This window comes from Sulfitobacter sp. PM12, assembly GCF_045586035.1.
In the GTDB taxonomy this organism is placed as follows: domain Bacteria; phylum Pseudomonadota; class Alphaproteobacteria; order Rhodobacterales; family Rhodobacteraceae; genus Sulfitobacter; species Sulfitobacter pontiacus.
The window spans coordinates 33774-53432 of the sequence record NZ_CP151536.1 but is presented as its reverse complement, the minus strand read 5'-3'; the positions used below and the strand labels follow the sequence as shown (position 1 = coordinate 53432).

Below are 19659 nucleotides of genomic sequence, written 5' to 3'. Positions count from 1 at the left end.
CCTGCTTAAAAGCGATGCAGGCGCTCTGTAGCGACCCAGACCTCGCAACTAGAATGGGGAAGGCCGGCCGCGCGCGTGTGATGCAAAAATTCTCTCCGGAAACTTTTCGCCGTTGTCTGAGCGAACTGATCTTTGAGGATAAATAAAAATGTGTGGTATCACTGGGATCATTCAATCAGAAGCGTCATCGGTATCCAGCCTCAGAGATATGGCCGTGCTCATGGCAAATCAACTCGTTCATCGCGGCCCGGATGCCAGTGGGGTGTGGGCCGAAAACGGGGTGGCACTATCCCATCGGCGTCTTTCAATAATCGATTTGTCAAACGCAGGTGCGCAACCGATGCATTCGGTCTGTGAACGTTTCGTACTTTCTTACAATGGCGAAATATACAACCATCTCGACTTGCGTAATGTGCTTGAGACAGAGGGGGCAGCTCCGCCATGGTGCGGACACTCCGACACAGAAACCTTGCTAGCTGCAATTGCGTATTGGGGCCTCGACGAAACGCTTCGCCGGGCGCACGGCATGTTTGCAATTGCACTTTGGGATCGAGCCGAGAAGCGCCTTAGTCTTGCGCGTGATCGGATGGGAGAAAAGCCGCTTTACTGGGGTTGGGCTGGAGCGGATCTCGTATTTGGCTCTGAGCTCAAAGCGCTTCGTGCACACCCCGACTGTCCAAGCGAAGTATGCCGCGAAGCATTGGCCCAATATCTGCGCTTTATGTATGTGCCTGCGCCGCGCAGCATTCATCCCAGGATCTACAAACTAGAACCCGGTACTATCCTCACGGTGAACGGCGCCTTGCCTGCAGCGGCTTCTAAAGAGCCAATCCGCCCAGGAGAGCGGCACGGCAGTATTAGCATACGCCGCTATTGGAACTTGAACGCTGAGATTGAAGCCGGCGCGCGCGCCCCAATTCTGAACGAAACCGAAGCTATCTCAATGCTCCACCAAACTTTAGGCAAGGCAGTTCAGGGTCAAATGTTGTCTGATGTATCACTCGGTGGTTTTCTGTCTGGGGGCGTTGACAGTTCGGCAATTGTCGCGTTGATGCAGGCACAAAGCACGCGACCAGTGCAGACTTTTACTATTGGGTTTGACGAAGCGGCCTTTGACGAGTCGCCCCATGCCGCTGCGGTAGCAAAGCATTTGGGCACGGATCATACCCAATTACGCGTGACCGATGCAGATGCGCGTGATGTGATACCTGATCTCCCGCAGATTTATGACGAACCCTTCGCAGATTCCTCACAAATTCCTACCCATCTTGTTTGCCGTGCTGCGCGTCAGCATGTAACTGTCGCTCTTTCGGGGGACGGCGGAGACGAACTGTTTGGTGGATATAATCGCTATATCCGCGGCCCCGGTTTATGGCAGCGCATATCAAGTATGCCCCACCCTATAAGGCGGTTTGCGGGCCGTGCGGCACTGGCTTTGCCAGAACACGGCTGGAACACTGTTGGTGCAGCTTATAACAAAGTCCGAACAGGAAGTGCCGGAATATCCAATCTAGGAACCAAGGTTCATCGATTGGCCGAGAGGCTACGCATAACAGATAGTCTAGATGACTTGTATCGCAACATGGCCAGTACATGGATAGAGCCTCATGTCTTGATCAACGAAAATGTAGACGCAGCACCTTTGCAACTTGATGACCCACTACCGGATTTTGGTGCTCAAGATCCGGCTATGGAAATGATGGTCCAAGATATGCGCAGCTATTTGCCCGACGATATTCTGTGTAAGGTAGACCGCGCCGCAATGAGGGTTAGTTTGGAAACACGTACTCCGTTCCTTGATCCCGATGTGATTACGTTCGCCACACGCCTGCCTATGAACATGAAAATTCAAGGTGGCCAAGGCAAATGGGCTTTGCGGCAGCTGCTTTATAAGTATGTGCCGCGCGAGATCATTGAACGGCCAAAAGCTGGCTTTGCGATACCGATCGGGCTTTGGCTGCGAGGGCCTTTGCGAGACTGGGCCGAAAACCTGCTATCCCATAAACGACTAACTGAGGGTGGCCTGTTTAACCCAGAAATTATACGGCAGACATGGTCTGAACATCTATCTGGGCGTAAAGATTATTCAGCTCGGCTCTGGACCATATTGATGTTTCAGGCGTGGCACGCAGCGCAGACACACGCATGAACATCTTGTTGTTATCACGTTACACGCGCATGGGTGCGTCCAGCCGTTTGCGCACGATGCAGTATCTGCCGTATTTAAAGCGTGAGGGCTTCAACATTCGGGTCGCCCCATTTTTCGATGACACCTATTTAAATGCACTCTACGCGGGGCAGAAAAAACGCGGATCAACATTGTCATACATGGTTGACCGGATCGCACAGTTGCGAGCAAGTCCGCTGCCGGACATGGTCTGGTTAGAATACGAAGCATTGCCCTGGATCCCTTGGCTAATTGAACGCGCATTTTTACCGCGCGGGATACCCATCGTCAGCGATTACGACGACGCAGTCTTTCACCGCTATGACAGACATACGCGAGGAATCGTTCGGGCTGCTTTGGGCAAGAAAATCAACCATGTAATGGCAGCCTCTGATCTTGTCTTAGCAGGAAACCCCTATCTTGCTGATCATGCTCAGCGAGCCAGTGCGTCACAAGTTGAAATAGTCCCGACTGTTGTGGACCTTGATACCTACGAACTCCGCGCAGAAGCAGTGACTAAGGATAAGCTACGCGTAGGCTGGATTGGAACCCCCCAAACATGGCAGGCTCTCGCCCATCCCGTTCATAAAGTGCTAGACTCAATACTAGCAGAAAAAAACGCGCTGTTTGTGGCCGTGGGGGCAGGTATGCAGTCTGAAACTGCAGGGACCATCGAAATACGCCCATGGGCTGAAGACACGGAAGTGGCTATGATCCAAGGAATGGATATAGGGGTCATGCCGCTACCTAATACGCCTTGGACACGCGGCAAATGCGGCTACAAGCTGATCCAGTATATGGCGTGTGGGCTGCCAGTCGTAGCCTCGCCTGTCGGTGTGAATCGTGACATCGTTGAAGACGGCGTGAACGGGTTTCTCGCCGAAAATGATGACGAATGGCGCACGGCGATTGAAAAATTATTGGATGATCCCGCTTTACGCCGTCGGATGGGAGCTGCTGGCCGTAGAAAAGTTGAGGAGAAGTATTCGCTACAAGTATGGGGCCCACGTGTGGCACAGATGCTGCGCAGTGTCGCTGAAAACAAGGCTGGCGGTTAATGGTCTATTTTGGCCTAGCCAATGTATTGTTCTTACTTCGCTATGCTCTGGCAAGCGCGCAGAATGCCCGTCGACAATTTTACTATATCGTTGTTTGGTCGCTATTTATTTTCTCGGCCTTCCGGTTTCAAGTTGGCTGTGATTGGTCAGGATACTACCATCAATTCTTAATTGCCCAGAATATTGACTGGTCATTCATTATCGAAAGTCGAGAGCCAATTTGGTGGGCAATCCTAGGCAGGATCAACGCACTAGATTTACCTTATCCGGTGGCAAACATTGCCTCAAGCGCTGTATTTTTCATAGGGGTTCATATACTAGCGCGTCGTCAGCCTGATCCCCTAGGCTATCTAGTCCTGCTATTTCCGATTCTGATCATAAACATGCCAATGTCAGGCATCCGTCAAGGCGCAGCCATCGGGATGATTTGTATTGCATTTTCGGCCTTTATAGATCGACGTCCGATATGGTACGCATTTTGGGTACTGATCGCTTCTGGATTTCACGTAAGCGCACTGATTTTCCTTCTACTGTTCCCAGTGGCCGCAGGGCGCTACACTAAGCCAAGGTTGGCCCTAGCAGCACTTCTTGCCATTCCAGGTGCGTATTTTCTCGCCAGCGGAGAAAGCGGGGAGGTTGCAAGTAGTCGTTATATAGGAACCAGCGTTGAAGCTTACGGAGCAGTATTTCGCGTAGGCATCCTTGGTTTAACCGCGCTCTACTTTTTTTTATTCATTCGGAATAAATGGATGAGAGTTTTTCCACGAGACTACAGCATTGTTAGTGTAGGTGTTATCGGCATGGTGTTGGCGTTTCTTTTGATCCCTGTTTCCTCCGTTATCAGTGATCGGTTTGGATATTATCTCATTCCAATCCAAGCTATGATTTTTGCGCGTATCCCCTACTTAGATTTCAAATCAACTCATGCGCTTCATTCTACTTTGCCTTATCTATTACTTCTATTGGTGTTTGGTGCTTGGACACTGCTGTCCGGCCATTTTCAACAATGCTACATTCCATATAGCAACTGGATTTTTGGGCTGCCGAGCAACGATCTTCTGCGATAAATGAACGGTAATCCCCCCATTTTTAATGGGGTCCAGCCGTAGAATTCATGCGGCTGTTTTCAGTTTCATGGCGGGTGTGATGCCGCCAATGCCCATGTTGGGTCGCTCGTTGTTATAAGTCCAGAGCCATTCCGTTGCCTGGTCTTGCGCCTCCTCGATGGTTTCAAAGATAAATTGGCCCAACCATTCACCGCGAACTGTGCGATTGTAGCGCTCGATATAGGCGTTCTGCTGCGGCTTTCCGGGTTGGATGTACTCAAGCCGAATGTTGCGTTTTTCGGCCCATGCCATGAGCGTACCACTGATATATTCGGGTCCATTGTCCACACGAATAGCTTGCGGCTGACCGCGCCACTCGATGATCTGGTTCAAACTGCGCACGACGCGTTCCGCAGGCAACGAGAAGTCCACTTCTATGCACAATCCCTCGCGATTGAAGTCATCCAGAACGTTCAGTGTTCTGATCGAACGCCCATCTGCAAGCTGGTCCGCCATAAAATCCATCGACCACGTCTCATTGGGCCTGTCAGGCACCACCAGAGGCTCAGGCTTGTCCCGTTTCAGCCGCTTCTTTGGCTTGATCCGCAGATTTAGCGTAAGCGCCCGATTGTTACCGCCTGCCGCGTGAACCCATACTCACTTAACTACTGTCGTTATTGTCGTCGTTACTGACGTCGTATGCGATGGGATGAGATATGCGTCATGAAGTGATTGTCGGCGTTGAGCGAAGGCGCCGTTGGCGCGAAGAGGAGAAATTATCGATCCTCGAAAAGGTTGGCTTAAATGGCGCAACAGTCAGTGATGTTGCGAGATGTCATGACATTACACGCCAGCATATCTACCAGTGGCGCCAGGAGCTTCGGCGTAAAGGGGTTTTACCGCGGACTTCGGAGACGGTTTTTCTGCCGCTGCCTTCGCCTTCTCGCGAGGTGCCGGGGCAGTCAAGAGATCGGCAACCCTTGGAGATCGAAGTCGTGCTTGGAAATGGTCGCAAGCTGCGCTGTGCCAGTGATCTGCCATTAGAGCGCGTCCAGCAGCTCATTCGGGCAGTTGAGGCAGCATGATCGGGCCCGGAACCGGCGTCCGTGTGTATCTGGCGTGCGGTGTGACGGACATGCGCAAAGGGATCGCAGGTTTGTCCGCGATGGCTCAAGATGTATTGCGCCAGAAGCCCGCGGGCGGTGCTGTGTTTGCCTTCCGGGGTCGGCGCGGGGACCGGGTGAAGCTTCTGTACTGGGACGGTCAGGGTTTTTGCCTCTATTATAAAGTTCTGGAACGCGGCCGCTTTCCTTGGCCGAGGGCGGAAGACGGTGCCTTGCGTTTGACCTCTGCGCAGCTTGCAATGCTCTGGGAAGGCATCGATTGGCGGCGTCCGGCTTGGGGCGCTCCGCCTGCGCGCGTGGGGTGATTATAGCTTCTGATCTGCTATATTTATATGGTGTTTGCACCTGAATTTTGGTAGTCAGGCGCATGTCCAACCCAGCCAAAAACTTGCCTAATGATCCTGCCGAATTGAAGGCGATGATCGCGGCATTGCAGGCTGAAAATGCTCAGATCGCGGCGGAAAACGCCAAGATGTCAGCCACGCTGCGGGCCCATGATCAATTGGTGCAGACGCTGCGCCTGCGGATCGCCAAGTTGCAAAAGCTGGCGTTTGGTAAATCCTCGGAGAAGGTCGAGCGCGAGATCGAGCAACTGGAACTGGCTTTGGAAGACCTGCTGGTTGCAGTGGCTGAGAAGGACGACGCCCCTATCGACGAAGGGTTGGATGAGCCCGTTCCAGAGGAGGCGTCAGCTACTGTTTTGCGCCGCCGCCCCCGTGTCTCGGATGCAACCCCGCGGGAGCGCCGCGAGCTTGACCCAGGTGCGTGCTGTCCAGAGTGTGGGGGCGATCTGCGTGTGGTGGGCGAGGATGTCAGCGAACTGCTCGACATGATCGCCGCCCAGATGAAGGTGATCCAGATCGCCCGGATCAAGAAATCCTGTCGGCGCTGCGAGCGGATGGTGCAAGAACCTGCACCCAGCCGTCCGATCCCGGGCAGCATGGCCGGGCCGAACCTCTTGGCGCATGTGCTGGTCTCGAAGTTCGACGACCATCTGCCTCTCTACCGCCAGCATGAAATCTTCGAGCGGATGGGGGCCGACATTCCCGAAAGCTCACTCGTAGGTTGGGTGAGCACCGGTTCGCGAAGCGACAGCCTGTCCAGTGGACAGGCTGAGGTGTAAACGGGCGGAGCCCCGGGCGGCCGCGCCATGAAGACACTATCGCCGCTGATCGAGCGGATCGATGCGGACATCCTGAGCAGCGACCTTCTACACGCGGACGATACCCCAATCCGGGTATTGGACCGTTCCCGAAGAGACAAAGGGTTGGGTAAAGGCGTGAAGCAAGGCCGGATCTGGGCCTATATGCGTGACCAGCGCCCGTGGGCGGGAGCCGCGCCACCTGGCGCTGTCTATCGGTTCGCACCCAACTGGAAAGAAGAGCACGTTCTAAGCCATCTGGCCGATGCCCGCGGCATTCTGCAAGCAGACGGCTACAAGGGCTATGCTAAGCTCTACGCGCCTCAATCCGATGGCCCGCCGCGTTTGCGCGAGGCGGCCTGTTGGGCGCACCTACGACGAGACTTCCACGACTTTTGGACCTCCACCAAGTCCGAGATTGCGCGTGAGGCGCTCGACCGGATCGGTAAGTTCTACGATATTGAGCGCGACATCAACGGCCAGGCCGCAGAGGCTCGCCTTGCGGCCCGTCAAAGGCTCAGCCAACCAAGGGTGGAGGCCTTCTTTGATTGGTCCGAACAGCAACTCCTGCGCATTCCCGGTAAGAGCGATCTGGCCAAAGCATTCCGCTATGGCCTCAGTCGACGGGATGCCTTCAGCCTGTTCCTGTCCGATGGACGGGTCGCAATCGACAACAACCCAGCAGAGCGGGCTCTGCGCCCTATTGGTATTGGGCGAAAGAACTGGCTCTTTGCAGGCGCCGACACAGGTGCGGAAACCTTGGCTCGCGCCATGACCATTATCGAAACAGCCAAGCTAAACGGCATCGATCCCCAGGCCTATCTCGCGGACGTTCTCGACCGCATCCACGACCACAAAATCAAAAAGCTGGATGAGCTCCTGCCGTGGAACTGGAAGGCATTGGGACAAGCAGCCGATAGTCAAGCCGCGTAAACTGCGGTATCAATGGCGCCGTTACGATTTAGCTCCAGCTCGCAGTAGATCCGGTAGACTCGTTTGTGGTTCCAGCCATAGCCTTGCACGTTGCGCAGGTACAGAAAACACAGGCCAAAGCCCCAGTTCCGCTTGTTTGCGGTCAGACGTTCCAGCCAATCGGCGATCTCTTCATTCTCATCGCTCAGGATTGGGCTGTATCTGTAGCAGGTCTCGCTGATCTCGAACGCTCTGCACGCCAACGCGATGCTCACGCCGTGCCGTGCGACCGCATTCACGGCCATCTCTCGTCGCAGAGACGGCCTTAACGCTTTTTTCCAAGCGCTTCCTTCAGCAGATCGTTCTGCATGCTCATCTCAGCATACATGCGTTTCAGACGGCGGTTCTCTTCCGCCATATCCTTCATCTCGGAAATCAATGACGCATCCATCCCGCCAAACTTCGCACGCCACTTATAAAAGCTGGCGCTGCTCATTCCATGCTCACGACAAAGCTCTGAGACAGGCACACCGCCCTCAGCCTGCTTCAACACTGCCATAATCTGCGCGTCGCTGTATCGTCCGTTCTTCATCGTAAATCTCCTCAGATATCTTGCCGAGAAAATTCTACTTGTGAACACGATGGATTCAGGCGGTCACTGCAACACAGTCCTTAAATGCAAAGGTTCATACTGTGTTGCAGTGACCGCCTGAATCCATCACCACTAATTATAGGGGGGATTACCGTTAGGCCGCCACGCTGGCCGGTATCAACCTCGACCTTCTTGACCCATTCGTTCAGCGTTTGCGGCGCACAGCCAATCTTCGACGAGATCGACACGATCGCCGCCCAACGGCTCTCATGCTGCCCTACGCCTTCCAAAACCATCCGCACAGCACGCTCGCGCACTTCTGGTGAATACTTGTTCGTTGTCTTTGTCATGATGCTCCATCCTACTCATAAGTTGGAGCCTCCGGCAAACCCGGCGCGGTTCACTCTTCATTTAGTCCGAGTCCACAACGGCTCGAACACGTACCAACCCAGTCAACGGAGCAACAAGAGAGCCTACCGTGTCATTCCAGCGCGTAATCGGGTCATTGGTAACAAAGATGATATCTAAGGGTGCCATCTTGAAATCTGTCGCGAGCACTAACGCCGTAGCTGACTTGAGGTTGAACTGAAACACATCGAATCCTTGGGGCGTGGAAGGTGTGCGACGGAAGACGAAGATCCCGCGAGAATCTGCTCTAATACGGTCGATACCGCCCACTTCAGCAAGTGTTTCCGTCAGAGAAACTGGTGCATTGGAGGGCAGCGGTATCTCTCTGGTGTCGATTTCGCCAAAGGTGAATATCTTGTTGTCTCGGATTGGGGGGACGTTAATGACGTCGCCGTCGAGAATAATAGGGTTCTGACGCGCCGCACCTTGGTCTACAAAAGCCTTGAGGTTGACGTTATATGCTTTGCCCCGACGGCGGATCGTGACATTAGCCAAATCCCCTGCTTCGTCGATCCCCGCTTGGTTGAGGACATCCAGCAAACGCAGCGGCACGTTTGTGATGGTCACCGGCCCAGGGGTGCCAACAACGCCTGTTATCGTTGCTTTTCGGGAGTTGAAGCTCGAAACAGTCACCTCGACCTGAGGGGCTGCAATGAAGGTGCGGAGCTGTTTTGTTAAGTCAGCTCGAATTTCGGTCGCACTGCGCCCTGCGCCGCGGATGGCCCCTACAAAGGGGTAGAAGAACTGGCCGTGCTCATTAACCACGATACCTTGCTCAACATTGCCCGTCGCTCCCTCGGAAGCGCCTACGGCCTGAGTCCGCTCAGGGTTCGACCAGACCATGATCCGCAGTTCGTCACCAGCGCCAACTCGATATGTATAAGGGGCTGGATCTCCGGGAGGGTTTGCGGGCTGTGTTTGATTGCTGAAGAAAACGGGGGTACGATACTGCGAGATATTCTCCGTCGTTATACGAACGACATTGATGTTCTGATCGACCAGTTTCTCTTGAGCATTCTCAGAAATGGGAAACCGCATTTGCCCTGCGCATCCACTCAAAACGAGTACCAATGCCGCAAGCACCAGTTTTGCTGCCTTGCGTTGTATTCCGTTCTGCATCGTGCCCCGCCCACTTTTGTTGGTCTTCAATATTTACATGTCCTGCTACTAGAGGACAGATATTATTGATTAGTCCGCATCATGTCTGTCGAAAGGTATGCGATACTCAAACTGATAAATCCAGTTCCGCAGTAAGAAAAGTGGCCACGCTTTTTAGATGTGCTTCGACGGCGGGAAAAATATTCAGGCCACGTCACTCCTCTGTAGAGTAATTGTAGTTGTAAGCACCGTAATGATACCCATAACTCGTGCTATATTGGCCGTAGCGGCTCTTGTTCATGTCATACTGGTTAATGATCGCACCTGCAGGTGTAATCCCTGCAAGCTCCAATCCCTTCAAAGCGGACTGTAACTGCGGCTTAGTCGTCACCAGATGGCGAACCAGCATCAGCGTAATATCGGTTTTCTGTCCGATGATCGCAGCATCCGTTACGGCAAGGATCGGCGGGGCATCGACAATGATCAAATCGTATTGTTCAGAGAGCACAGAAAGCAGGTCTGAAAAAGAGTTGCTTTCCAACAATTCCGCCGGGTTCGGAGGACGGCTGCCAGTCCCGATAAAATCAAGGCCAGTTTTGGAGTCGGTATGTATCGCAGCCTGCAGATCAGCTTCGCCTACCAGTACCTGAGCAAGGCCTGCTTGCTTACTTGTAACCCCGAAATTGCGCCCTAACTTGCCGCGCCGCATATCACCATCAATCAACAAAACCCGTGTGCCAAGCGTCGCGTTAATCATAGCAAGGTTCAAAGAAACAAAGGACTTACCGTCTGCGGGTGCGCATGACGTAATCATAATCGTTTTGGCATTGCGCGCCGCTAGGGTGAACCTCATACCGGTGCGCAGCCCGCGAAAGGCTTCGACGGCTACATTGCTTGGTTCATGTCTGACCAGAGCATATGCTGGGATACCATTTCTGGCTCCAGCTAGTTTAGGCACTTTGTTAACTGACCCCAGCACGGATAGCCCCAGTTCTTCGACTTCGCGTGCATCTTCAATGCCTCGGCGCAAGAAATTGAGCCCGAAGACAAGTAGGACACCAAAAACCAGCCCCCCAAACAGCCCACCAAGGGCGGGCATCTTCCGATTTGGTCCGACAAGACGGGCCACCTCAGCCGGCTCTAGCACGCGGATATTACCTACGGCACTGGCACGCAGCACGCGCAACTGTTCAGCGCGGGCGATCAATTGGCGCTCCAACTCGCGTGCGCTGACCATCCGCTCCTGCAATCGCGCAAACTCCTGCTCCGCGGCAGGCACATCCTGAAGGTCGGCACGCAGGTTATCGCGGCGGTTTTGCAACTGCGTACGCTCGGCCAGAAGTGACTGATAGTCAGGGTGGTTCGGGGTCAGACGCTGTGCCAATTGTTGTTCTTGGAATTCCAATTCTTCCAAGCGAGCTTGAATCTGGACAATCTGGTCCAGAAGATCCTGTGTTCCAAGGCTGAGCTCTAGGTTTTCTTGAGATTCTCGGTAGGTAGACAGCGCCGTCGCGGCAGCTTCCAGCTCCAACTGAACCTCTGGTATTTTACTTTCAATAAACTCGATGCTTTGGTCGATTTCAGCCGAGCGGCGTTGCAGGTTTTGCGTGCGGTACGACTCAACCACTGTGTTGGCAGCGATGAGGCTTAAAGCAGGGTCCGAACTGGTAAACCCAAAATCAACAATGCCAGTTGACCGGCGTTCGCTTACAGATAGGCCTTCACGCAAGCGCGCAACGCCTTCACGTAAAGGCTCGGCAAAAATTTGGTATTCACGCCCTTTGGCCGCATTTAGTGTGGTCACCTGTAATTGGATATCGTCACCCAACGTGACAAGCGTACCAACCCGGCCAGTAACTGCTGCAGTTGAATCTGGGGCGCTAATCTCAAAACTATCGGAACCAGTTACGCGCAACGAGATAGGCACCCCCACCAAGTCTTCACTAACCCGGAGCTGGTTCAGCGAAATGTTTTCGCCTGGACGCTGATAAGCCTCAGACAGCAAAGACCCTATTAAAGGAATTGACCGACGCGCAAGAAAGTCTCCGATAATAGGCGCGCGTACTGGCTCCACACGAGCGTTTATCCCAAGCTCCTCAACGACGGGTCCTAGAATGAGCCGTGAACGGATCACATGTATCTCGGTCTCAAAAGATGATCCGCGAGTTTGTTCTCCACCAGATAGTAGGTTACCGATCAGTTCTTCTGGAAGCACCACCCCACTTGAACGCTTTTCTATCTGAACCACGGATGTCGCACGGTATTCATTCGGACCAAGCTGCCCAATGACCAATCCGATCAATCCACCAAGTAAAACAAATCCGGCAATGAGCCATTTCCGAGCAAAAAGCTGTGCTAACAGGTCGCTGAGATCTAAATCGCCATCGCTATCTTCGATTTGCGAAATATTTTTTTGGGAGTTCTCGGTCATGGATGAGCCCTTCATCCGCGCATCGCGGCCAGTTGTTGTACCCAATGCGGGACACTTTCTCGGATCATTTCGACCGCACGCTGGTGCATGCCCATACCCATCCGATATGGATCCGGAATGGATTTACTGTTCTCGAAATAGCCCAGCAACATCGTCTTACCACTAAATTGCGGCCAGCGGCGGATGATCTCGTCGCGGTGATCCTGGTCCATTACCAAAATCAGTTCGGCCTGCTCGCCCAGTTGCGATGTAAACTGCCGCGCAGCATGTGGGAGTAAGGGAATGCCTTGCTCGCGCGCCGCCTCGGCGCTGTCCGTGTTGATATCCCGTCCCACGAGCGCATGCAGCCCCGCCGAGGTTACAGCCACATCCGGCAAAGCTGCACGCAACGCCGCCTCAGCCACCGGAGAACGGCAGATATTGCCGGTACACACACATAAAATCGAAGAAACCATCAACACATATCCTGTTTGCAGTCTTGAGAAAACTGCCTCTTGGCATAACTCGGCCAGCAAGCTCTGCAAAATACCACATGGCTATATCTTTCGCATGTGTACCCATCCATATTGGCGCAAGGAAAAATGGTCAGACCCTCATGCAAAACTTGCTAACTCCTAGCGGCTTGAAGAGATTTTTCCAAGCCGCTAGATGCGATTTGTCGTGATGCATGCGCAGGCAAAGCAAGAAGGGCAAATCTGGTATGAACAGCTGGTGGTATGAGGGTAAAAAAAACATCCTTACACATATGAGCCTAAGCACGAATGCCGCCCATATTGTTTTGGGCATACTTCTATTTCTAGGCGTGGCGATCCTTGCGCGCCGGACCAAACATGCCCCCGCTTTCGCCTTGGGATGTGTGCTTTTGGTCCAAGTCACGAACGAGATACTCGACTGCCTTGACTGGATCGCATGGACCGGTCGCGTGAATTGGAGCGAAGCGTTTTCTGACACGGTATACACCCTTGCCCTGCCTGCCCTCTTGGCTCTGTCATGGAGGCACCAAAGACAGCGCTGGGCAAAAGCAAACACAAAAGAGCGGCCTTAGACTTTAGCTATGGATGGTAATCAGCCGCACTCGCCGCTTCAACTTCCGCACGATCGGCCGAGCATAGGTGTACGACAAAACAAACACCACGCTGAAAAATACCACCGCAAAAAATGCCGCACGTGGTTGATCCCAGAACAGCACACCGGTCAAAGCCGGAACGATAACAAATGGGGCCAGAATGAGCGTGGTAAGCGGGTTTGCGAGCCCGCGCCGTCCTCGACCCAAGAAGTGTATTTCCAGCGTACGCATTACCATCTGGTGTGCATGAAGGCGGTCCGGGGCGGTCGTCGCTTTCTTCCGCTTTGATCGGCGGTAGATTGAAAGCACCATATCAGCGATGGGCCAAAACATCGTGAGAACAATTGCCCAAGGGGAAGCTTCCGGTGCATTGGCGATAATGAAGATGCCTAGCCAGCTTAGGATAAAGCCAAGAACATAGGCCCCGCCATCGCCTAAGAAAATCAGGCCAAAAGGGTAGTTGAGCAAAAAGAACCCAAGCACGGTGGAGGCCAGCATAATCGCAAGGGGGACAATATCTGCATACCCAGACTTCTGTGCGATATAAGCCAGGGTGAGCGCAGCTGTCATTGCGGAAAGCGATGACAACCCATTTACGCCGTCAACCATGTTGAACGCATTGGCCACGCCAGCGGTGATTAGCAGTGTCACCGGAATACCAACTGCCCAATGCCACATCACCATATCAAGCCCTGGAATTTCGACCCGTGGTAGCCACAGTTCGAAAAAGAACATCACAGCAAGGCTCGCCACAGCTGTGGCTATAAGACGATCCCGAGGAGAGACTCCGAAGCCTAAGTCTTCAAAGATGCCTGCGAGAAACAAAATCAAGCTGGCAAGGATGAGGTAGGCATAGGGTCCAGAAATCGCATCTGGCGCAAAAAAGATGCTGACAACAATCGACAAAAATATCGCAAGCCCCCCGACCCGCGCCGTTCGGCGGACGTGCATGGATTGTACCGCGCATGTGTGGTCATCCTGGCCTGCCAATCTAGGAGCGCGAGGCGCAAGAGCGATGAGGATCGTACAGATAAAAAACGATAGAAATATCAGCACATAATTGTGCCAGAAAAACATATTTATCCCGAGGTGTTCCATGGCATGTGAACTACTTGGTCTAGAGAAATTTAAACAGGTGAAAAAATATCAGAACTTTAAAATAAGCATCCTAATATTACACCGATGTGTCTTTTATCTCAAGGCCAGTGTTTTTGGTGTGCGCCTTAGTCCCCCTTCTCCGCCCGCATCTTAACGAATCCCACAAACGCGGCATCTGCTGCGCGTAGCTTGGGCCGTCCGGAAGCTGCCCAAAAGGCCCGCCAGTCGGCCTCCAGCGCATAGACATCAGCACCTGGTAAAATTGCCCGCGCAGCCTCGATCGCCTGTTCAGACAAGGGTGGCGCTTCGGGGCCGTCTTCGATCAGGGTACGGCGGGTGAAGCGGATCATGTCGCCCGCCTCTTCCTCCATCTCGTAATCTGGTAGGTGGTTCGCCTGGATCATATCGCGCAGCATCTTGCGAAAAACACGGCGCGGGGACGCAGATCCGGATTTTTTCAAAAGCAGCTCAACCGAGATCCGCCACGCCGGTTGGCGCCCACAGTGCTTGCGCGCAATCTCATAGACCCGTCTCTCCAGCGGTTTGCGCAAACGGAAATAATCGCGGCTCAGTGTGAGCACCGATTTTGACAGCACCGCGCGATAAAGCCATTCCGACAGGGTGACCTTGACACTCACCATCCGGCCGCCGCGGGCACGTCGCACGATCTCCCAATTCTCGATCAGACCAAAGCCGCTGGTCACCTCCATCCCACCTGTCTCCAGATTTGTGGTGATGCGCGTCCCCGCCAACCGCTCGAAAGCTTCGCGTAGCCGGCGGTAGGCATCGCCAGAGGTTTCGCGGTTCGTCGCGACTAACATATCGTAGGCGCGCACCGTCAACGTACGCCCCACAGCGCGGCCAGCATTCAGCGCGGCCATCAGCTGGCTGATACAAAAGATCAGGATGTCTTTATCATGGATGGTCGCAAGCCCGCGCATGCTTGGTACGACGGTGATATCGGTTCCGTTATGGGTATAGTTCAAAATGCGTCGATCCGGCTTGGTCGAGAGCGAGAAGATCGGATGCTCCATCGTTGCAAGGTCGTCTTTCGGGATCGCATCAAAGATATCGCAGACAAAGAAATCCGCCTGATGCCGGTAGGGCAACAGGCCCTCTGCGGGCGCGGGGTTTGACATTTTCTGTCCTCTGCCTGTGGACAGCCTCCGCCTCTTACGTGCGAATTTCTGCCGTGATCACTGCTCGATGTTCCCTTTTTGGGAATCGTGGTTTTAGTGACACCACCCTAAAAGTTATCCACATTGCTTGTCCATCACTCACCCCTGCCCTCGGGCATTTTGATCGGGGGATCAGAGTCGCTTTATCGTGGGTTCAGAGTCAGTCTTTCGGGGGTTCAGAGTCACTCCCTATGCAAATGCTATCCAAAAGCCTTTGATAAAATGGGACAAATGGATTTCACACAGGACCCTTAACTTGATAATAACACATCATAACACTGGGTTGGATTTGCATCACATCAGGATTTTTAAGCTAAGCACCCAGCTGAACCCTTAGTATTTGCTAAGAAAATCTTCGCAAAGTACGGTTTTTCTTCCATGTGACGCGTTTTCTGGTACATTGATGTAAACGCAATACATAAGCGAATTTCCGATGAGTGAGCCCCTCCCCCCGTACTTCAATATTGATCCCGATCAAGCCATGGCCGATCTGGGCCCACCGACGTCCTCGCAAGACTTTCATGCCATCGCCGAAGCCTGCTCTCGAGGGCGCCAAGATCTTGCTGGTCGGGGGATGGACGAAGCGGGTCAAAAGCGCCTGCGCCTGTTCTCGACATGGGAGATCACCAAGTATCTGATCCCCGTGGCCCAAGCTCATTTCCGCCGCGTGCTGCGCAACAACCCGGACCTGCCCCAAGGCACATCCGAAACCGCTGGCGGCGCCAAATGGTTCACCCTCGACGAGGTGCTGCGCCTGCGGGCCCATTTCGGATCTGAAGGTTCCAAGTCGAAAGAATACCGCCCCTACCGTCCCAAGGGCCTGCCCGCCAAAATCGTATCAGTCGCGAATTTCAAAGGTGGCGTGGGCAAAACCTCTACCGCCGCTCACCTGGCGATGTCGGCCGCGCTGGATGGCTACAAAGTGCTGGTTATTGACCTCGACAGCCAAGGCTCCATGACATCGATTTTTGGGGGCCGGATCGAAGATGAATGGGGCACAGTTTTCCCGGTGATCGCCCGCCACTATGCCGAGGCCGCCCAAGCCGAGAACCGCGCCAAAGCCGACCGAGGCGAGGCGCCGACACCGCTGGATGATACCCTGTCAGAAGCGCTCAAGATGAGCACCGGTGATTTGATCCGCCCGACCCATTGGCCCAACATCGACCTGATTGGCGCCCAGCTGAATCTGTATTGGGCCGAGTTCCAGATCCCTGTCTGGCGTATGGCGACACGGGGCTGGAAGCTCTGGGATGCATTGACCGACCGGCTCGAAGCCGACGGCGTACTAGACGACTACGATGTGATTTTCGTCGATACCCCCCCTGCCCTTGGCTATCTCACCATCAACGGTCTAGCGGCTGCTGACATCCTATTGGTCCCCCTTGGCGCCTCGTTTCTTGAATTCGATAGTACCGGGCGGTTCTTTGATATGCTCCATTCCACCTTCAGCTCCATCGAAGAAGGCGAGAACATGGCTGCCCGCGCTTTGGGCCGTGAGGGGCTGCAGTTCGAGTGGGACGCAGTACGTGCTGTCATCACCCGTTATGATGGCGCGCAACAGGCAGAGCTTGCAGCACTGATACAGGCGTATCTGGGACAAACTTTGTCGCCGCACCGGCAGGATTTTACTGCTCTGATCGGGCAGGCCGGCGAAAGCGTGAACGGCATCTACGAGGCGGATTACCGTGATTTCAACCGCGAGACTTACGCCCGCGGGCGCCAGACATTCGATTCAACCTATGCTGCTTTCAAACGCCTGCTGATCGGTGCCTGGCATCGTGATGCGAAAGCTGCGGACGCAGGAGCAGCATCTGGTTAACTCTACTGCCCTCAGCATTGTACCGCTCAAGAGAGAGGATAAGACATGGCAAAACGTAAAAGACTAACTCCGCCACGTGGCGATTACCTCGCTGGGGAACCTGTGACAGACGCAGGCTCTACGCCTTCATTAGAGACAAAAGCACTTTTCCCTACGTACCCTCAGGGTGTGGCCCCGAAGATGCGCTCTCCCAGCCCGCCGATCGCCCATGTCGCTAGTGATGCAGCCACCAGTGCAGCCTTGGCAGAGGTTACAGCCGAATTACACTCCGCCCGTGCTGAAGGCCGCATGGTCCAGTCATTGCACTTGGATCAGATCGAAAGCAGTTACCTCGTCCGAGACCGGCTTGTTGCTGACGACGAAGATATGGCAGCGCTAAGAGCCTCACTGTCAGCGCGCGGGCAGCAAACGCCAATCGAAGTGGTTTCAACGGAACAGGGCGGTTACGGCCTCATTTCCGGTTGGCGCCGTCTGACAGCCCTCACCCAGCTCTATAAAGAAACTGGCGATGCGCATTTTAGCACTGTCCTTGCTCTCGTCCGCCGCCCCGTCGACGCTGCTGATGCCTATGTCGCGATGGTGGAAGAAAACGAAATTCGCGTCGGACTGTCGTATTTCGAACGCGCCCGCATCGTTTCGCGTGCAGTTGAAGAGGGGGTGTATATAGATACAAAATCGGCTCTAAACGGTCTGTTTGGCAATGGTAGCCGTGCCAAACGCTCCAAGATCAAAAGCTTCCTTCCCGTGGTCGAGCAACTCGGCCCGTATCTTTCCTACCCCGCCGGGATCGGGGAACGCTTGGGGCTAGCTTTGTCCCAGAAGCTGCAGGCAGATGAAGCGTTTAAGTCGGATGTTGTTGAGGCTTTGAATAAGCTAGGAAGTGTCCCTACGCTTGAAGCAGAACAAGATATTTTGGCGGCCGCTCTCGAGACGCCAAAGGCACCTAAGATTGCAAAGCAAGCGGGAGGAAAAAGAGAGGAGCTTTCGCCCGGACTCTGGCTAGAGCGCTCTGCTAAAACCATCACGATTGGCGGAACTGAGCTCACACCCGAAGTCGAAAAGCGTATCCGTGCAGCGCTAAACCTCTAAATGTTTCGCGCGCGAAACATTTAGAGTTGTGAAGCCGTAATAATTGACACAGCAGGCTATTTATCTCAGGTGATATTCACATTGATTTAGAAAGTTTGCTTTATGAAAATTGCTATGATCGGTACCGGATACGTTGGGTTGGTCTCGGGTGTTTGCTTCTCTGACTTCGGGCATGATGTTGTCTGTGCCGACAAAGATCCGAATAAGATTATGCAACTCAGGAACGGTATTGCCCCGATTTATGAGCCTGGTCTCGAAGACCTCATGGCCAAGAACGTCAACGCGGGCCGTCTTTCTTTCACGGGCAATTTGGCCGAGGCTGTCGACGGGGCTGACGCTGTCTTCATTGCGGTAGGGACACCGACGCGCCGCGGGGACGGGCATGCGGATCTGACCTACGTCATGGCTGCTGCAGAAGAGATTGCGACCGCGCTGACAGGCTACGCTGTGGTCGTCACTAAATCGACGGTGCCAGTGGGCACCAACCGTCAGGTCAAACAGGTTGTTTCTAAAGCGAACCCGAAGGCAGACTTCGACGTCGCCTCCAATCCCGAGTTTTTGCGCGAAGGGGCTGCAATCGACGATTTCATGCGTCCTGATCGTGTTGTCGTGGGCGTGCAGAATGAACGGGCTGCGGAGGTGATGAATGAAATTTATCGTCCTCTCTACCTTCGTGAGTTCCCGATCATGGCAACCGATCTGGAAAGCGCTGAGATGATCAAATATGCAGCCAATGCTTTTCTGGCGACAAAGATTACGTTTATCAACGAAATCGCCGCTTTGTGTGAAAAGACCGGTGCTGACGTTAAAATGGTATCAAAAGGCATGGGGCTTGATGGCCGTATTGGTGATAAATTCCTTCATGCAGGTCCTGGATATGGAGGCAGCTGCTTTCCCAAGGACACCCAAGCTTTGGCGCGTATGGGGCAAGACCACGCAACACCAATGCAACTGACTGAAACTGTGATCAAGGTGAATGATCAGGTTAAGCGCCGCATGATCGATAAGATCGTTGACCTGTGCGGGGGCTCGGTAAATGGCAAAGTGATCACTGTGCTGGGTGTAACTTTTAAGCCAAACACAGATGATATGCGGGACTCCCCAAGCCTGACAATAGTCCCATGGCTGGTCGGGAACGGTGCCAAGGTCCGTGCCGTAGACCCTCAAGGTAAGCGTGAAGGCGAGGGGCTGTTGCCGGGCGTCGCCTGGAATGAGGATGCATATAAAGCAACCCAGAACGCTGACGCGGTAGTCATCCTGACCGAATGGAACGAATTCCGCGCTTTGGATCTAAAGCGGATGGCTAAACGCATGACGACGCCCGTCATGGCCGATCTGCGTAACATCTATACGCCAAAGGATGTGAAGCAGGCGGGTTTTACGGCCTATGTCTCGATCGGTCGTAAAGGGTTTGGGGTTTGAAGCGCCGAGA

At 53.9% G+C, this 19659-nt stretch carries 13 protein-coding genes and 4 pseudogenes; 9 read left to right on the top strand and 8 right to left on the bottom strand.

Features of this window, described 5'->3' with window-relative positions; all coding sequences use genetic code 11:
- The first annotated feature begins 148 nt into the window (after positions 1-148).
- Genes asnB through AADW22_RS19010 form a run of 3 tightly spaced genes read left to right on the top strand, consistent with a single transcriptional unit; the run spans position 149 to position 4292 of the window.
- On the top strand, positions 149-2149 hold the full coding sequence (gene asnB / locus AADW22_RS19020) for an asparagine synthase (glutamine-hydrolyzing) (RefSeq protein ID WP_407474998.1): 2001 nt from the start codon (positions 149-151) through the stop codon (positions 2147-2149).
- Positions 2146-3225, top strand: a complete 1080-nt coding sequence (locus tag AADW22_RS19015) for a glycosyltransferase family 4 protein (protein ID WP_407474997.1) — start codon at positions 2146-2148, stop codon at positions 3223-3225. Before asnB ends, AADW22_RS19015 begins: the two co-directional genes overlap by 4 nt.
- Positions 3225-4292, top strand: coding sequence for an EpsG family protein (locus tag AADW22_RS19010; RefSeq protein ID WP_407474996.1), 1068 nt, complete (start codon positions 3225-3227; stop codon positions 4290-4292). Before AADW22_RS19015 ends, AADW22_RS19010 begins: the two co-directional genes overlap by 1 nt.
- A 45-nt stretch (positions 4293-4337) precedes the next feature.
- Here AADW22_RS19010 and AADW22_RS19005 read toward each other — a convergent pair.
- Positions 4338-4895: pseudogene (locus tag AADW22_RS19005) on the bottom strand (integrase core domain-containing protein); the annotation flags it as partial.
- A 92-nt stretch (positions 4896-4987) separates the two neighbouring features.
- Between AADW22_RS19005 and tnpA the strand changes: the two are divergent.
- The 3 genes and pseudogenes from tnpA to tnpC all read left to right on the top strand — a co-directional run bounded on the left by tnpA (position 4988) and on the right by tnpC (position 7469).
- The gene (tnpA, locus tag AADW22_RS19000; protein ID WP_407474995.1) at positions 4988-5356 is read left to right on the top strand and encodes an IS66-like element accessory protein TnpA; all 369 of its coding nucleotides are present in this window, start codon (positions 4988-4990) and stop codon (positions 5354-5356) included.
- Positions 5353-5700 carry an IS66 family insertion sequence element accessory protein TnpB gene (gene tnpB / locus AADW22_RS18995; RefSeq protein WP_407474994.1) on the top strand — a complete coding sequence of 116 codons (348 nt, stop codon included), beginning with the start codon at positions 5353-5355 and terminating at the stop codon, positions 5698-5700. The genes tnpA and tnpB overlap by 4 nt, the downstream gene beginning before the upstream one ends.
- Before the next feature lie 62 nt (positions 5701-5762).
- Positions 5763-7469, top strand: a pseudogene (tnpC, locus tag AADW22_RS18990) (IS66 family transposase).
- A gap of 26 nt (positions 7470-7495) precedes the next feature.
- Here the strand turns inward: tnpC and AADW22_RS18985 are convergent.
- The 7 genes and pseudogenes from AADW22_RS18985 to AADW22_RS18955 form a co-directional block, all read right to left on the bottom strand.
- Positions 7496-8040, bottom strand: a pseudogene (locus AADW22_RS18985) (transposase); the annotation flags it as partial.
- A 152-nt stretch (positions 8041-8192) separates the two neighbouring features.
- Positions 8193-8390 (bottom strand): annotated as a pseudogene (locus AADW22_RS18980) (transposase); the annotation flags it as partial.
- A gap of 61 nt (positions 8391-8451) precedes the next feature.
- On the bottom strand, positions 8452-9597 hold the full coding sequence (locus tag AADW22_RS18975; RefSeq protein WP_407474993.1) for a polysaccharide biosynthesis/export family protein: 1146 nt from the start codon (positions 9595-9597) through the stop codon (positions 8452-8454).
- 163 nt (positions 9598-9760) lie between these two features.
- A complete protein-coding gene (locus tag AADW22_RS18970; RefSeq protein ID WP_407474992.1) occupies positions 9761-11977 on the bottom strand; it encodes a polysaccharide biosynthesis tyrosine autokinase in 2217 nt (738 codons plus the stop codon).
- Between the two features lie 11 nt (positions 11978-11988).
- Complete coding sequence (locus tag AADW22_RS18965) at positions 11989-12432, bottom strand: low molecular weight protein-tyrosine-phosphatase (RefSeq protein WP_407474991.1); 444 nt, start codon at positions 12430-12432, stop codon at positions 11989-11991.
- A gap of 593 nt (positions 12433-13025) precedes the next feature.
- Complete coding sequence (locus AADW22_RS18960) at positions 13026-14141, bottom strand: MraY family glycosyltransferase (RefSeq protein ID WP_407474990.1); 1116 nt, start codon at positions 14139-14141, stop codon at positions 13026-13028.
- 125 nt (positions 14142-14266) lie between these two features.
- Positions 14267-15280: a replication initiator protein A gene (locus AADW22_RS18955; RefSeq protein ID WP_407474989.1), complete on the bottom strand. Its 1014-nt coding sequence runs from the start codon at positions 15278-15280 to the stop codon at positions 14267-14269.
- A 472-nt stretch (positions 15281-15752) separates the two neighbouring features.
- On the opposite strand from AADW22_RS18955, the gene AADW22_RS18950 reads away from it, so the two are divergent.
- From AADW22_RS18950 to AADW22_RS18940, 3 genes are all read left to right on the top strand, one after another.
- Entirely contained in the window at positions 15753-17138 is a 1386-nt protein-coding gene (locus AADW22_RS18950) for an AAA family ATPase (protein ID WP_407474988.1), read from the top strand.
- 45 nt (positions 17139-17183) lie between these two features.
- The gene (locus tag AADW22_RS18945; protein WP_407474987.1) at positions 17184-18227 is read left to right on the top strand and encodes a ParB/RepB/Spo0J family partition protein; all 1044 of its coding nucleotides are present in this window, start codon (positions 17184-17186) and stop codon (positions 18225-18227) included.
- 102 nt (positions 18228-18329) lie between these two features.
- Entirely contained in the window at positions 18330-19649 is a 1320-nt protein-coding gene (locus tag AADW22_RS18940) for a UDP-glucose dehydrogenase family protein (RefSeq protein ID WP_407474986.1), read from the top strand.
- The last annotated feature ends 10 nt before the right edge of the window (positions 19650-19659 follow it).